Genomic DNA, 13,957 nt, shown 5'->3' with positions numbered 1-13,957 from the left:
ACTCCTGATATCGAGGGGCGTCGGCAGGACGTACCTCGGCGATAAAAAGGATGTTCTCACCCCTGCACAATTGTCGGAGAGCCGCTCTTGTTCCGGAGTGCCGGCTGTGTTTGCAGAGTTGGACCGCGCGCACGCACCTGCGGCTGCATGGCCGTCCGCCTTACAGCCGCAGGGAAGCTGTGCGCGCCACTTTTGGTAGCGATGGCGTAACAATAACAACCAATGGTTTTATGATGATGTCGACCAGTGAAGAGACCTGAGAACCCATGACCGCAGCTTACGCCGGCCTCTTCCTCGTCGCCTTCGGGGCAGCCACCGTCCTGCCGTTCCAGTCCGAGCCGTTGCTGGTGGGGCTGCTCGCTTCAGGCAAGTTTTCGCTCGTGGCACTTATCGTCGTGGCTAGCCTCGGCAATATCCTCGGAGCAGTATGCAATTGGTTCCTCGGGAGGTTCATCAATCGTTTTCACGACAGACCATGGTTCCCGGTGAAGGAGGCGTCGCTTGAAAGGGCAGGCGGATGGTACCGGCGTTACGGCCGCTGGACCCTGCTTCTCTCCTGGATGCCCGTTTTCGGCGACGCCTTTACCGTGATCGCCGGCGTGTTGCGCGAGCCGCTCTGGTCCTTCCTGATCCTCGTCGCCATCGCCAAGACGGGCCGATACGTCTTCCTTGCCGCGGCCACTCTCGGCGCCAAAGCCGTTCTCGGTTTTTGAGGCGCTGCATTCGCTATATCCGGACGCCTCTCAGTCTCAGCGAATTGGCGATTACGCTGACCGAGGAAAGCGCCATTGCCGCCGCTGCGATGATCGGTGAGAGCAGGAGGCCGAAGGTAGGATAGAGAATGCCTGCGGCGACGGGGACTCCCGCAGCGTTGTAGATGAAGGCGAAAAACAGGTTCTGGCGGATGTTCTTCATCGTCGCATGGCTCAACTGCCGTGCCCGGGCGATTCCCTGAAGGTCGCCTTTGATCAGGGTCACGCCTGCGCTCTCGATTGCCACGTCCGTCCCGGTGCCCATGGCAATGCCGACATCGGCCGCGGCGAGCGCGGGGGCGTCATTGACACCGTCTCCAGCCATGGCGACGATACGTCCGTGCTGGCGCAGGCGCGCGACGATTTCGCTTTTGTGATCCGGGAGCACTTCGGCCTCGACTTCTTCGATCCCCAGTTTGCGTGCGACGGCTTTGGCAGTGGTCTTGTTGTCCCCGGTAAGCATGACGACACGGATGCCCTCATTCATCAACGTTCGCATGGCATCGGGGGTTGTCGCCTTGATGGGATCGGAAATCGCGAAGAGACCGCCGACGCGGCCGTCGATGGCCACGAAAATGACGGTTGCTCCTTCGCCGCGAAGACGTTCGGCTTCTTTCGCAAGGGCTGACACATCGACGCTTTCTTCTTCCATGATCCGGTGGCTGCCGATGATCAGCTTCCGGCCATCGACCGAACCCGTGACGCCTTTGCCGACCGGGCTGTCGAAATCCTCCGCCTTGCCGACGGTTAGACCGCGCGCCGCCGCGGCGTCGACGATTGCGTCTGCCAGCGGGTGCTCACTCCCCCTTTCTAGGCTTGCGGCCAATTGGAGAAGCTCATTCTCGCCCAGCCCTTCGGTCGCGACGATCGACGTCAGCCTGGGCTTGCCCTCGGTGAGCGTTCCTGTCTTGTCGACCACCAGCGTATCTACTTTCTCGAACCGCTCCAGTGCCTCGGCATTCTTTATGAGCACGCCCAAGCGCGCGCCGCGCCCTACGCCGACCATGATCGACATCGGTGTGGCGAGACCGAGGGCGCAGGGGCAGGCGATGATGAGCACCGCGACAGCAGCGACAAGGCCGTGAATGAATCGCGGCTCCGGTCCGAGCCACATCCAGGTGGCGAAGGCGGCGACGGCGGTCGCGATGACGGCGGGAACGAACCAGCCGGAGACCTCGTCGGCCAGACGCTGGATAGGGGCGCGCGAGCGCTGCGCTTCGCCTACCATCCGCACGATCCGCGACAGCATGGTATCGCGTCCCACCTTGCCCGCCTCCATGACGAAGCCACCCGTCTTGTTCACGGTGCCGCCTATGAGGTGAGCGCCGGCTTCCTTGGTGACCGGCATGGATTCGCCGGTGATCATCGACTCGTCCACCGAACTGCGGCCTTCGATGAGCTTGCCGTCTACAGGCACTTTCTCGCCCGGCCGTACGCGCAGCCAGTCACCGACGGCCACGGCTTCCAGGGGTACGTCCACTTCGTTACCCTCACCTTCGATGCGGCGAGCGGTCTTGGGCGCAAGGTCGAGCAACGCTCTTATGGCGCCGCCCGTCTGTTCCCGGGCGCGCAGCTCCAGAACCTGGCCGAGCAGGACCAGTACCGTGATCACGGCAGCCGCTTCGAAATAGACCGCAACCGCTCCGCCGTCGGAACGGTACGTTGCCGGAAACAGGCCCGGCGCTGCTGTCGCAACGACACTGTAGACCCAGGCAGCTCCCGTGCCCATGGCGATCAGCGTGAACATGTTCAGGTGCCGCGCGATGATGGACCGCCACGCCCTTTCGAAGAACGGCCAGCCACCCCACAGGACCACCGGCGTGGCAAGGACGAGCTGCAGCCAGTTCGACATTTGCGGCGTGAGGAGCATGTGTAGATCGACGAGATGGCCGCCCATCTCCAGTATCAGCACAGGCATTGCCAGGACGAGACTGATCCAGAACCGCCGACGCATGTCGGCGAGTTCCGGGCTCGGTTCTGTTTCGTTAGTCGCGATTTCCGGCTCCAGCGCCATGCCGCAGATCGGGCAGTTCCCGGGGCCGACCTGTCTTACCTGCGGATGCATGGGGCAGGTGTAGATCGCGTCCTCTGGCTGAGCGGCGACCGCGCGCTTTTGCGTGCGGGCCTGGTTCTCGCCTTGCGCATTATGGCGGTGATGGTGGTGTCGATCCCCATGATCTTTTTGATCTGCCATCGAAGCCTCCGTTCCGAGTTGGACGCTATTTCAGCGACGCGACGCCGAAGCGGGGATTGACCTCGGTATTCACCCGGGCGGACCCGTTCGCGATTTCTTCGATGATCGGGCAGTCCGGCCGATCGTCGCCGTGACAATGGCCCGCGAGATGCTTGAGCGTCCGCGTCATTTCCTGGATGGCGGCTATCTTGCGTTCCAGTTCCGCGATGTGTTCCAGGGCGACCGCCTTGACGTCGGAACTCGCCCTGGACCGGTCGCGCCAGAGGGCAAGCAGTTCCTTGATCTGCTCCACCGAAAACCCCAGATCGCGTGCCCGGCGCACGAAGCGAAGCGTATGGACGTCGTTGTCGCCGTAAGTCCGATAGCTGGACGCGGTTCGAAGGGCGGGACTGATAAGCCCGATCTGCTCGTAGTAGCGGATCATTTTGGAGGAGACGCCGCTGGCCTTGGAGGCTTCGCCGATATTCATGTGTTTCTCCTTTTCTGCGAGCGTCGATTGCGGCCGGCCGGTCGCCCTCGCGCACCTGCCCTTCATGCCGGGTTGACCGATTTCAGCCGCAACGCATTGCCGAGGACGAAAACGCTCGACATCGCCATGGCCGCTGCCGCGAAAATCGGCGAAAGCAGGATGCCATTCACCGGGTAAAGCACGCCGGCTGCGACCGGTATGAGACTGACGTTATAGGCGAATGCCCAGAACAGATTCTGCTTGATGTTCAGGATCGTCGCCTTGCTGAGCGCGATCGCCTTCGCAACGCCGTTCAAGTCGCCGGACATCAGCACGACGTCGGCGCTTTCTATCGCGATGTCGGTTCCCGTCCCGACGGCGATGCCGACATCCGCTTCGGCGAGAGCCGGCGCATCATTGATGCCGTCGCCGATGAACGCCACCGACCGGCCGTCCTGTCGAAGCTTCGTGATCGCCTCGACCTTGCCTTCCGGCAAGACCTCGGCGACGACTTCGTCAATGCCGAGCTTTCTGGCGATCGCCTCGGCAGTGCGGCGGTTGTCCCCGGTGATCATCGCCACTTTGAGGCCGAGCTCATGCAGGGACTTGATCGCCTGAGGCGTCGTTTCCTTGACGGGATCCGACACTGCGATGATCGCCGCCAGCCGCCCGTCGATGGCCGCATAGAGCGGCGACTTGCCACTGGCGCCGAGCCGCTCGGCCTCGGTCGAGAAACTGGAAACGTCGATCCCTTTCGTGGCGAGCGCGCGGTCCGCGCCGACCAGCACCTGCCGCCCGGACACCGATCCGCTTACGCCAAAACCGGGGGTCGCTTCGAAGCCGGCGACCGCGGCCGTCGCGATCCCCTGGGACTTTGCCGCCGACACGATGGCCTCCGCGATCGGGTGCTCGGAAAGCGCTTCGAGACTCGCGACGAGGAAGAGCACTTCGTCGGCCTCGAAGCCCTCTGCAGCGACGAGGTCGGTCAGTTCCGGGCGGCCCTTCGTCAAAGTTCCGGTCTTGTCGAGCGCGACCACGTCGGCGTCGCGCAGGCTCTGGAGAGCCTCTCCCTTGCGGAACAGGATGCCGAGTTCGGCGGCGCGGCCGGTACCGACCATGATCGAGGTCGGGGTCGCCAGGCCCATCGCACAGGGGCAGGCGATGATCAGGACCGCGACAGCATTCACGAGGGCGAATGAGAGCGCAGGCGAGGGGCCGAAGGCGTACCAGGCGGCAAAAGTCAGCACGGCTGCGAGAATCACGGCCGGAACGAACCATCCGGTAACCCTGTCGACCAGGGCCTGGATCGGCAGCTTCGAGCCTTGGGCGGCTTCGACCAGTTTGATGATCTGCGCAAGCAGCGTGTCGTTGCCGACCTTGGTGGCCTTGAAGGTGATGGACCCGGTCTTGTTGATCGTGCCGCCGACCACCACGCTGTCGGCCGTCTTCTGGATGGGAAGGGGTTCACCGGTGATCATCGACTCGTCGACATAGGAGCTGCCGTCGATGACCATGCCGTCCACGGGGATCTTCTCACCGGGCCTAATGCGGATGACGTCACCGGCCACGACCTCGCTGATTTGCGCCTCGACGAATTCGCCGCCGCGCAGCACGAAAGCCGTTTTCGGCTGCAGGCCGACGAGCCGCTTGATCGCCTGACTCGTGCGACCCTTCGCCCGTGCTTCGAGATAGCGGCCGAGGAGGATCAGGGTGACGATCACGGCAGCGGCCTCGTAATAGACATTCGCCGTTCCCGAAGGCAGAACGCCGGGGCTGAAGGTCGCCACGACCGAATAGCCCCATGCGGCGGTGGTCCCGAGGACGACCAGCGAGTTCATGTCGGGCGTCCAGCGCAGAAGGTTCGGCACGCCCTTCCGGAAGAACCGCAGCCCCGGTCCGAAGAGGACGAACGTGGCGAGTGCAAACTGAAGGTACAGATTGTTTCGCATGCCGATCGTACCCATGATCAGCTCATGGACGCCTGGAATGAAGTGTGACCCCATTTCGACCAGGAAAAGCGGAAGGGTCATCAGCGCCGAGATCGTCACGGCGTATTTGAGAGAGCGGAGCTCGGTGGCGCGGTGATCCTCTTCGCCTGCCGAAGCCTCGCCGGCCTTCGTCTTGCGAAGCTCGTATCCGGCACCGCGGACAGCAGCTTCGAGAGCGGACGTGTCGACGGTTCCGGAAAGCAGGCGCACGGTCGCCTTCTCCGTCGCAAGATTAACAGCCGCATCCGCAACGCCGGGGACGGCCTTCAACGCCTTCTCCACGCGAGAAACACAGGAGGCGCAGGTCATGCCTTCGATCTGGAGCTCCTCGGCGGCGATCCTCGGCGCGTAGCCGGCTTTCTCGATCGCGCGGAGCACCGCAGGCGTGTCCGGCTCTCCATCGAACCGAACCGTTGCCCTTTCCGTCGCCAGGTTGACATTCGCAGAGGCCACGCCCGGCACGGCGGTGATCGCCTCTTCGACGCGTCGGACGCAGGAGGCACACGTCATGCCCTCAATGCCGAAGTCGGTGGGAATCGGAATCGGCGTGGATTTTTCGATCTTTTTCAGTGCAGTCATCGGAAGGTCCTTTCCAAACTGCACCCTTCATAATCCTTCCAATAATGGGAAGGTCAAGCACCTTTGCGTGTTTTCTTCCCTCCACGGCAAGCAGCAGCGGGAAGTGCGTAGGGTCTTCGGCTCGGAAGGACGCCGTATCAAATACTTGGAGCGGTTCGGTGAAACACCGAACCGCTCCAAGCTCCAGCCTTACGGGGCATTCAGATGCCTTGGCTGCAGCAGGCGTTGCCAATGGACGCCTTGTAACCGGCATCCTCAATAGCGGCGACAAAGGCAGCGGGACCAATGTCGGACTCGATCGATGCGATTTTCGCCCGGAGATCAACGGTGACCTTGGCGTTCGGATCGACTGATTTCACCGCCTTCTCGACGGTGCCGGCGCAGTGGCTGCAGGTCATATCGGATATGCTGATATCGTACATGGAACACCCTTGCTTCACGAAACCGCCACAGCATGCATCTTCCAACGATGTCAGGGTCAAGGGAGCGCCCGGACTTTATTTTCGGGCACTGCGGCCCATTCACCGCCACTTCAGCGGTGTTGCCGCTTCCCGCCAGCCGTTGCCCTCCATGCAAGGGTCGGCTGGCCGGCATTCATCTGCGACAGCGGCAAGCCAGCCGGGGTGCTGACATCGAACTTGCGCGCAGCCCTTATCATCCGGGCCGCCCCGAATGGCCGCTGGCTTCATTCGACGACGCAATCGTCAGCCTTCGCGGCGGCTGTCTGCTCGCCTGACTGCTGAGCTTCGGCATCCTGCTGCGACGTGGCGAGGTTCTCGTCTCCTCCGCCCTGTTGGTTAGCCAGAGGCATCGTCTGACCGTCCTTGCTCGCAGCATTGTTCCCGGTTTCCAGCGGGGCTTTGGTTCCGTCCTTTGCTATCCCCGGCTTTTCGGCATTGATGGAGGCGGTGGTGTCCGCCGAAGTACCATCTTTGCAGGCGGCTGTGGCTGTACCGGATGCGAGGCCCGCAATCGAAATTGCTGTAAGGATCGTAGCGAGTACCTTCATTGTAATCTCCTTTATCTCGGAAGCAGATGTGTGAAAACCAATCGGCAGGCCGATCGTTCCATCGCTTGCGCGGACCAGGGATTTAAAGCTCAGGAAGCGTGATCTCACTTCGGACTTGCCGATCCGCGTCAGGTCGGCTACGCATCAATTCGATTATTGTAGGAAGATTGAAATATGGAAGAGCGACAAGCCCGATCGTCCTTCGCCGCCCTGTCGCAGGAGACGCGCCTGGGCATTGTGAGAACACTCGTCGTTGCGGGGCCGGGGGGCATGGCTGCGGGCGCGATAGCAGAAAGGATGGGCGTCTCGCCCTCGAACGTCTCCTTCCACCTGAAGGAACTGGAACGGACCGGATTGATCGCGCAGAGGCGCGAATCACGCTCGATCGTCTACAGCGCCAGCTACGAAACCCTTGCCGATCTTGTGAAGTTCCTGATGGAGGACTGTTGTGTCGGACACGCCAGCGTACGTGCATCCTTGAACGGGCCCAAACCGTGTAGCGTGGCATCCTCCGGGCCGACCGAAGGCGGGAACGGCTGATATGAAGTCCGGGATCCCCGCGGGCATCGTCGCCGCACTCGGCCTCACCCAGATCATCGGCTATGGCACGCTCTATTACAGCTTCAGCATTCTAGCGCCCGGAATGGCACGCGACCTCGGCCTGACCGTCGAGCAAGTGTTCGGCGTGTTTTCCGCTTCGCTGCTGGTGGGCGGCCTTTCGGCTCCTCTCGTTGGGGGATGGATGGATCGGTTCGGCGCTGCGACGATTATGACTTCCGGCTCGGCCGTCTCCGCACTGGCTCTTTTGCTGTGCGCCTGGTCTCCCTCGACGGCCGTGTTCGCCATTGCCATAGTCCTCCTGGAAGTGGCCTCCGGCATGGTGCAATATCAGGCGGCCTTTGCGGCACTTGTGGAAATTCGTCCCAAGGCGGCTTCACGCAGCATCACCTATCTGACGTTGATCGGAGGCTTCGCTTCGACGATCTTCTGGCCGATTGCCGCAACCCTTGGAGAGTTTCTCTCGTGGCGCGAAATCTACATCGCTTATGCGGCGTTGAACCTGCTCGTCTGCCTCCCGCTGCATCGCTGGATCATGCGAAGCCGGACGTCTGCAGCGATCGAATCCGCCGGCCTGGACCGGGAAGCGATTGCCGGCGCGCTTCCGGCACAGGCCAGACGGCGTGGCATGCTTCTCGTATCGTTAGCCTTTGCCCTACAGGGATTCACACTTTCCGCGATACTGACGCATATGGTTCCGATGCTGGGAACGATCGGCTTCGGGGCGGCAGCCGTGATGATCGGCTCGCTCTTCGGACCGTCACAGGTTCTGAGCAGGCTCATCAACATGACATTCGGCGCAAACTTGCTGCCGCCCATGCTCGCGACCCTGTCCGCCACGCTCATCGTAGCGGGTGTCGTCATCCTCGGTCTTTCCGGAACCTGGCTGCCCGGGGCTGTGGTCTTCGCGATCTGTCTCGGTCTCGGATCGGGCATCAACAGCATCGCGCAGGGATCGCTTCCGCTCTGGCTGTTCGGATCGGCCGGTTACGGTGCGATAACGGGAAGAATGGCCGCCGCACGGCTGGCGGCGGGCGCGATGGCACCCTTTGTCTTCTCCGTCCTGATGGAACGTTTCGGCACTGATGTCGCCTTGTTGGCCAATGCCGGCCTCGGCGCGGTCGGCATGGGCGCCTTCGTGGCGGTGGCATCGGCCGCCAAGCGTCGGCCGGATGCTCTCACTCTTTGACGCTGCGTTGCCTCAGCCTGGTCCGGAGTCGACTGAGGTTCAGTCGGTGAACTCGGCGACCACCCCCGGCTTGACCATCGCCGCCAGTTCCTCGGCGTCCCAGTTCGTCAGACGAACGCACCCGTGTGACTGGGCTTTATCGATCAAGGACGGTTCGGGCGTGCCGTGGATTCCATAGGTGGGCTCCGTCAGATCGATCCAGACGGTTCCCACCGGATTGTTGGGGCCTTTGGGAAGGGTCAGGGGCTTGTTGTTGTCGCCCTGCTTGAAGTTGACATCGGGGTCGTATTCGTAAGGGGGCATTCGCGCGACCCCCTTGACCTTGTGGATGCCCGTGGGGGAGGGGGTCCCTTCGCTGCCGATGGAGGCAGGATAGGCAGCGAGCGGCGAACCATCTTCGGCGAATGCCAGAACTTGCCCTGTACGTTTGCGCACTTCTATCCTTTTGACCGCGCCTTCCTTCGCGGCGCCGGGCTTTGCAACCCAGACCGTCTCCCCGACGGTAAACGACGCACCTGGATTCAGCGCCTTCAGAAGGTCGACGTCCATGTGAAACCGTTCGGACAACCTCTCCTCGACGCTCGTATAGCCGAGGTGATCCATCTTGGCCTGCTTGGAATAGTCGTCGGGAATCTCATCGACGAGATCCTTGGCATCCTCTTTCGTGATGACATAGGACTGAATGACAGGCTGATCCTGCGAAAGCCGGCTGACGACTTCGGGGTCCAGCCTTCCATCGACGGGAAGACGTTGCATGGCCTCGAATCCCGCAACGGCCTTGGTTACATTCTCGCCGTAGTAGCCGTCGATTACCCCGGGAGAGGCCCCCGCGCGATCCAAGAGGATCTGGAGATGGACGATGGCGGGATCCGGGTGAGGCGGCTCTTTCGGCGGCCTTTCCGGCGCGATCCCGGCAATCGGCGCGTTGTTGACGGCTTCCGGCTGAAGGTCTTCAGCGCTGGCGGTGAAATGGAGGCCCAATGACAGGGCGGTTGCGACAAGGATGATGTTCTTCATGAACATCAAATGGCCAGCCGGCCCGACTTGTTCCGCCCGCTGATTTCCTTGCCCTCGGCAGTGGATGCGGCGTGCGTCTCGCACGCCGCACGGGCGCAAGGCCGTCAGAGCGCCGCTTTGATCTTCTCGGCGGCTTCAGCCGAGACCCACTTCGACCACATGTCTTCGTTCTCTTCGAGGAAGCGCTTCGCACCTTCTTCACCGCTGGCCTGATTGTCGGTCATCCAGGCCATGAGCTGGCTGACGGTATCGTTGCTCCAGGAGCGCTTGGTCAGATAGTCCATGACCTCGGGACCGACCCGCTCGGAGAAGGGCTTGGCAACCAGCGTCACGATCGTGTCGACCGGCCATGCATTCGGCTTGGGGTCGGGGCAATCCGCTACGGTGTTGCAGCGCTTCCATTCGGCCGCGTCATGGGGCACGCCGGGGTCCAGCTTGACCATCTTGTATTTGCCGAGCAGGGCGGTAGGAGACCAGTAATAGGTAAGAAGACCCTCCCTGCGTTCATAGGCCTTGGCGATGGCCCCGTCCAGGCCGGCAGCAGAGCCGGTGTCGACCAGGGTGAAGCCCGCCTTCTCGCCGTCGAACGCGCTGAAAAGCTGCGTCGTCACCACCGTGCCGCCCCAGCCTTGCGGTCCGTTCAGGATCGCGCCCTTGCTGGGGTCCTCGGGGGCCGGAAAGAGCTCGGGGTGCTTCAGCGCGTCGCCGATCGTCTTGATGTCGGGGTGTGCGTCGGCGAGGTATTGGGGGATCCACCATCCCTGGACGCCGCCGTCCGGCAGCGGTGAGCCGACTGTGATGATACGACCGTCGTCCTGGCCTTTCTTGACGACATCGGGCAGGAGGTCGATCCACGCCTCCGGCGCGATATCGGGCTGGCCCTTTTCGGCCATGGAGGTGATCGTGGGCACGGTGTCGCCGATCGTGATCTCGGCACTGCAGCCGTAGCCTTCATTGAGAATGAACTTGTCCAGGTTGGAGAGGACCTCGGCACTCTGCCAGTTCATACTGGCAATGGTGACGCTCCCGCACTCGGCGGCATTCGACGCCGATGCTCCTGCGATGAGGCCAAGCATCAGACATGTCGACGCAAGCAGCTTTTTCATTACACTGTTCCCTCTTCTTTTTGCGGCGTCTTATCGGAAGAGCAGGGTGCCGCGTCTACCCGCTCCTGCCTCGCTCGTTCTTTATCGCCCTCTGTCGCTATCCGGAGTAGCCGTGCCGGGCGAAGAAGCGGTCAAGCTCTCTCTGCTCCGGAGCTTGTCCGGTGAAGATCTCCACATATTCCGGAATGCGCTTCATCCGCACGGATACGTCTTCCTTCGTCTGCATCGAGATGTAGCCGATCTGCACGAGATAGATCGTGCGCGCACGCACATCGGCCCGCGCCTCGCCATGCCCGAACCGCAGGAACATGCGCGTGAGCGCGTCGAGTCGCTGCTGATCGGCGCTTTGGACTTCCGCAAGAATTTCAGGCGACTGCAGGGCCCAGCTTCGCACCGCGAACTCGAACTGAGAATCGAAGAGACCGCCATCAAGCCAGCAGTCGAAAACGTTGAGCATCGCTTCGGCAATCGTCTCGGCATAGGCCTCGGACTGTCTTACCAGATTGCCCGTATTCTTTTCGCGCCAGCGCGAGACGAGCCTGTCGAGCAGTTCCTCGCGGTCCTTGAAAAACCAGTAAAAGCTCGTCCGCGACAGATTGAGCTTCTTCGCAAGCGGCTGGATCTTCACCGCATCAATGCCGGCATCGAGCAGGGATTCGTAGGCTGCTCCAAGCCAGACATCCGGGGAACCGCGCCAGCCGCTGTCGCTCGTGATGTGCTCCATCGTCGCTATTTAGCAGATCGACGGGTACCCCCGCAAGAAAAATGTACATCAGTGTCTCCGGCCCTGACTTCAATGCCTGATTTGTTGACACATGTGTACATTTTCACTTACGCTGCCGCCACGTCCAAGCCGGAGCCCCGCAAATGCCGAACGATCCCCTCCTTCAACCGTACCAGCTGAAGCACCTGACGCTGCGCAATCGCATCATCGTAACGGCGCACGAGCCGGCCTATCCGGAGAACGGCATGCCGAAGGAGCGCTATCGCGCCTATACGGTGGAGCGCGCGCGGGGCGGCGTGGCGATGACGATGACCGCCGGTTCGGCGGCCGTCTCGAAGGACAGCCCGCCGGTCTTCAACAATCTGCTTGCCTACAAGGACGAGATCGTGCCGTGGATCAGGGAGATGACCGACGCCGTGCACGAGGAGGGGGCGGCGATCATGATCCAGCTCACTCATCTCGGCCGGCGCACGCGGTGGGACAAGGGAGACTGGCTCCCGGTCGTCGCTCCCTCGCATCATCGCGAAGCGGCGCATCGCGCCTTTCCCAAGAAGATCGAAGACTGGGACATCGACAGGATAATCAAGGATTTTGCCGATGCGGCCGAGCGCATGAAGGCCGGCGGTATGGACGGCGTCGAACTCGAGGCCTACGGTCACCTCATCGACCAGTTCGCCTCGCCATTGACGAACGAACTCGATGGTCCTTACGGCGGCTCGCTCGACAACCGCATGCGCTTCTGTTTCGACGTTCTGAAGTCGATCCGGGCACGTGTCGGAGACGAGTTCATCCTGGGCGTGCGATACACGGCCGATGAATGCCTTCCCGGGGGGACGGACAAGGCGGAAGGTCTTGAGATCTCGAAACGTCTCAAGGAAAGCGGACTGATCGACTACCTGAACATCATTCGCGGCCATATCGATACCGACCCCGGACTGACCGATGTGATCCCTATTCAGGGCATGGCCAACTCGCCGCATCTGGACTTCGCCGGCGAGATCCGCGCAGCGACGAATTTCCCGACCTTCCATGCGGCTAAAATCCCCGACGTCGCGACCGCGCGCCACGCGATTGCGTCCGGCAAGCTCGACATGGTCGGGATGACCCGCGCCCACATGACCGACCCGCACATCGTCCGTAAGATCATCGAGAAGCGGGAGGACGACATTCGCCCCTGCGTAGGCGCGAACTACTGTCTGGACCGCATCTACCAGGGGGGCGCCGCCTATTGCATCCACAATGCTGCGACCGGACGCGAGCTGACGATGCCGCACAGCATCGCGAAGGCACACTGTCGCAGGAAAGTGGTCGTCGTCGGGACCGGACCGGCCGGTCTCGAGGCGGCACGCGTGGCGGGGGAGCGTGGCCACGAGGTGGTTGTGTTCGAGGCGGCAAGCGACCCCGGCGGCCAGGTCCGCCTGACTGCGCAGAGCCCGCGCCGGCGGGAAATGATCAGCATCATCGACTGGCGCATGAGCCAGTGCGAAAAACTCGGCGTCACCTTCCATTTCAATACCTGGGCGGAAGCGGAGGCCATTCAGGCGGAAAATCCTGATGTCGTCATCATCGCCACCGGCGGGCTTCCGCATACGGAGGTGCTGTCGAGAGGCAACGAGCTGGTCGTGTCGGCGTGGGACATTATTTCCGGCGATGTGAAGCCGGGCACCAACGTCCTGATTTTCGATGACGCCGGCGACCACGCCGCTCTGCAGGCCGCCGAATTTCTCGCCAATGCCGGCGCAAGGGTCGAGATCATGACGCCCGACCGCTCCTTCGCGCCGGAGGTCATGGCGATGAACCTCGTGCCTTACATGCGTTCCCTGCAGAAGCTCGATGTGACCTTTACCGTCACCTACCGTCTGGAAGCGGTCGAAAAGAGCGGCAATCAACTGGTCGCCCATGTCGGCAGCGACTACGGGGGTATCTCCAAACAGCGGACCTTCGACCAGGTGGTCGTCAATCACGGAACCATCCCGCTCGACGATCTGTACTTCGAGCTGAAGCCCTCCTCCAGCAATCTGGGCGAGATCGCGCACGACCAGCTGATCGCCGGGGAACCGCAATCGGTCGTCCGCAACGCGGAGGGCAAGTTCCAGCTCTTCCGGATCGGCGATGCGGTCGCGGCGCGCACCACCCACGCCGCGATCTACGACGCCCTCCGCCTTCTCAAGGATATCTGACGCCAGGCAGATCCGCCGCCGTGTTCCCCACCTTGAGGCGGGGGCTGGAATCTGTGCTCGTCACACGGATCCGGCAGCGCCGCGTCTGCGGCGCGGGAAGCGTTCTTTCAGCCCGAGGACTTGGTCCGATTGCATTCCTGTGACGAGCACAGGAATGACGAAATCAACAAGCCGCCGCGGGTGGCCCGAATCTCAATAGGCGTCGAGCGGGAG

General features: G+C 62.2%; 12 protein-coding genes. 4 read left to right on the top strand and 8 right to left on the bottom strand.

The window, feature by feature from the left end:
• Positions 1–266 precede the first annotated feature (266 nt).
• Positions 267–713 carry a YqaA family protein gene (locus tag AC6CIG_RS21475; RefSeq protein WP_498323737.1) on the top strand — a complete coding sequence of 149 codons (447 nt, stop codon included), beginning with the start codon at positions 267–269 and terminating at the stop codon, positions 711–713.
• 13 nt (positions 714–726) lie between these two features.
• On the opposite strand, the gene AC6CIG_RS21470 is transcribed toward AC6CIG_RS21475, so the two are convergent.
• From AC6CIG_RS21470 to AC6CIG_RS21450, 5 genes are all read right to left on the bottom strand, one after another.
• Positions 727–2,946 (bottom strand): copper-transporting P-type ATPase, encoded by a 2,220-nt coding sequence (locus AC6CIG_RS21470; protein ID WP_498323735.1) that lies wholly within the window; start codon positions 2,944–2,946, stop codon positions 727–729.
• Between the two features lie 25 nt (positions 2,947–2,971).
• The gene (cueR, locus tag AC6CIG_RS21465) at positions 2,972–3,415 is read right to left on the bottom strand and encodes a Cu(I)-responsive transcriptional regulator (protein ID WP_026169068.1); all 444 of its coding nucleotides are present in this window, start codon (positions 3,413–3,415) and stop codon (positions 2,972–2,974) included.
• Between the two features lie 62 nt (positions 3,416–3,477).
• A complete protein-coding gene (locus AC6CIG_RS21460) occupies positions 3,478–5,961 on the bottom strand; it encodes a heavy metal translocating P-type ATPase (RefSeq protein ID WP_498323734.1) in 2,484 nt (827 codons plus the stop codon).
• Positions 5,962–6,161: 200 nt separating this feature from the next.
• Entirely contained in the window at positions 6,162–6,383 is a 222-nt protein-coding gene (locus tag AC6CIG_RS21455) for a heavy-metal-associated domain-containing protein (RefSeq protein ID WP_018099155.1), read from the bottom strand.
• A 263-nt stretch (positions 6,384–6,646) separates the two neighbouring features.
• Positions 6,647–6,970 (bottom strand): hypothetical protein, encoded by a 324-nt coding sequence (locus AC6CIG_RS21450; protein WP_018099156.1) that lies wholly within the window; start codon positions 6,968–6,970, stop codon positions 6,647–6,649.
• 174 nt (positions 6,971–7,144) lie between these two features.
• Between AC6CIG_RS21450 and AC6CIG_RS21445 the strand changes: the two genes are divergently transcribed.
• Positions 7,145–7,510: an ArsR/SmtB family transcription factor gene (locus tag AC6CIG_RS21445; protein WP_018099157.1), complete on the top strand. Its 366-nt coding sequence runs from the start codon at positions 7,145–7,147 to the stop codon at positions 7,508–7,510.
• Between the two features lies 1 nt (position 7,511).
• Positions 7,512–8,717, top strand: a complete 1,206-nt coding sequence (gene arsK / locus AC6CIG_RS21440) for an arsenite efflux MFS transporter ArsK (protein ID WP_102764473.1) — start codon at positions 7,512–7,514, stop codon at positions 8,715–8,717.
• A gap of 39 nt (positions 8,718–8,756) precedes the next feature.
• On the opposite strand, the gene AC6CIG_RS21435 is transcribed toward arsK, so the two are convergent.
• The 3 genes from AC6CIG_RS21435 to AC6CIG_RS21425 all read right to left on the bottom strand — a co-directional run bounded on the left by AC6CIG_RS21435 (position 8,757) and on the right by AC6CIG_RS21425 (position 11,564).
• Positions 8,757–9,740, bottom strand: a complete 984-nt coding sequence (locus AC6CIG_RS21435; protein ID WP_498323731.1) for a L,D-transpeptidase family protein — start codon at positions 9,738–9,740, stop codon at positions 8,757–8,759.
• Between the two features lie 98 nt (positions 9,741–9,838).
• The gene (locus AC6CIG_RS21430) at positions 9,839–10,840 is read right to left on the bottom strand and encodes an ABC transporter substrate-binding protein (protein ID WP_411922454.1); all 1,002 of its coding nucleotides are present in this window, start codon (positions 10,838–10,840) and stop codon (positions 9,839–9,841) included.
• A gap of 97 nt (positions 10,841–10,937) precedes the next feature.
• Entirely contained in the window at positions 10,938–11,564 is a 627-nt protein-coding gene (locus AC6CIG_RS21425) for a TetR/AcrR family transcriptional regulator (protein WP_018099161.1), read from the bottom strand.
• 143 nt (positions 11,565–11,707) lie between these two features.
• On the opposite strand from AC6CIG_RS21425, the gene AC6CIG_RS21420 reads away from it, so the two are divergent.
• Positions 11,708–13,744 carry an oxidoreductase gene (locus AC6CIG_RS21420; RefSeq protein WP_498323729.1) on the top strand — a complete coding sequence of 679 codons (2,037 nt, stop codon included), beginning with the start codon at positions 11,708–11,710 and terminating at the stop codon, positions 13,742–13,744.
• The last annotated feature ends 213 nt before the right edge of the window (positions 13,745–13,957 follow it).

This window comes from Sinorhizobium sp. GQ132 (genome assembly GCF_059758575.1).
Note: the sequence above shows the minus strand (reverse complement) of the source record. Positions and strands in the feature narration are given on the sequence as shown.

Bases quoted from the DNA above. Each gene is read 5' to 3' on its own strand.
- AC6CIG_RS21445 (WP_018099157.1), top strand. From the start codon at position 7,145: ATGGAAGAGCGACAAGCCCGATCGTCCTTCGCCGCCCTGTCGCAGGAG.
- AC6CIG_RS21475 (WP_498323737.1), top strand. From the start codon at position 267: ATGACCGCAGCTTACGCCGGCCTCTTCCTCGTCGCCTTCGGGGCAGCC.
- AC6CIG_RS21425 (WP_018099161.1), bottom strand. From the start codon at position 11,564: ATGGAGCACATCACGAGCGACAGCGGCTGGCGCGGTTCCCCGGATGTC.
- arsK (WP_102764473.1), top strand. From the start codon at position 7,512: ATGAAGTCCGGGATCCCCGCGGGCATCGTCGCCGCACTCGGCCTCACC.
- cueR (WP_026169068.1), bottom strand. From the start codon at position 3,415: ATGAATATCGGCGAAGCCTCCAAGGCCAGCGGCGTCTCCTCCAAAATG.
- AC6CIG_RS21460 (WP_498323734.1), bottom strand. From the start codon at position 5,961: ATGACTGCACTGAAAAAGATCGAAAAATCCACGCCGATTCCGATTCCC.
- AC6CIG_RS21420 (WP_498323729.1), top strand. From the start codon at position 11,708: ATGCCGAACGATCCCCTCCTTCAACCGTACCAGCTGAAGCACCTGACG.
- AC6CIG_RS21435 (WP_498323731.1), bottom strand. From the start codon at position 9,740: ATGTTCATGAAGAACATCATCCTTGTCGCAACCGCCCTGTCATTGGGC.
- AC6CIG_RS21430 (WP_411922454.1), bottom strand. From the start codon at position 10,840: ATGAAAAAGCTGCTTGCGTCGACATGTCTGATGCTTGGCCTCATCGCA.
- AC6CIG_RS21455 (WP_018099155.1), bottom strand. From the start codon at position 6,383: ATGTACGATATCAGCATATCCGATATGACCTGCAGCCACTGCGCCGGC.
- AC6CIG_RS21450 (WP_018099156.1), bottom strand. From the start codon at position 6,970: ATGAAGGTACTCGCTACGATCCTTACAGCAATTTCGATTGCGGGCCTC.
- AC6CIG_RS21470 (WP_498323735.1), bottom strand. From the start codon at position 2,946: ATGGCAGATCAAAAAGATCATGGGGATCGACACCACCATCACCGCCAT.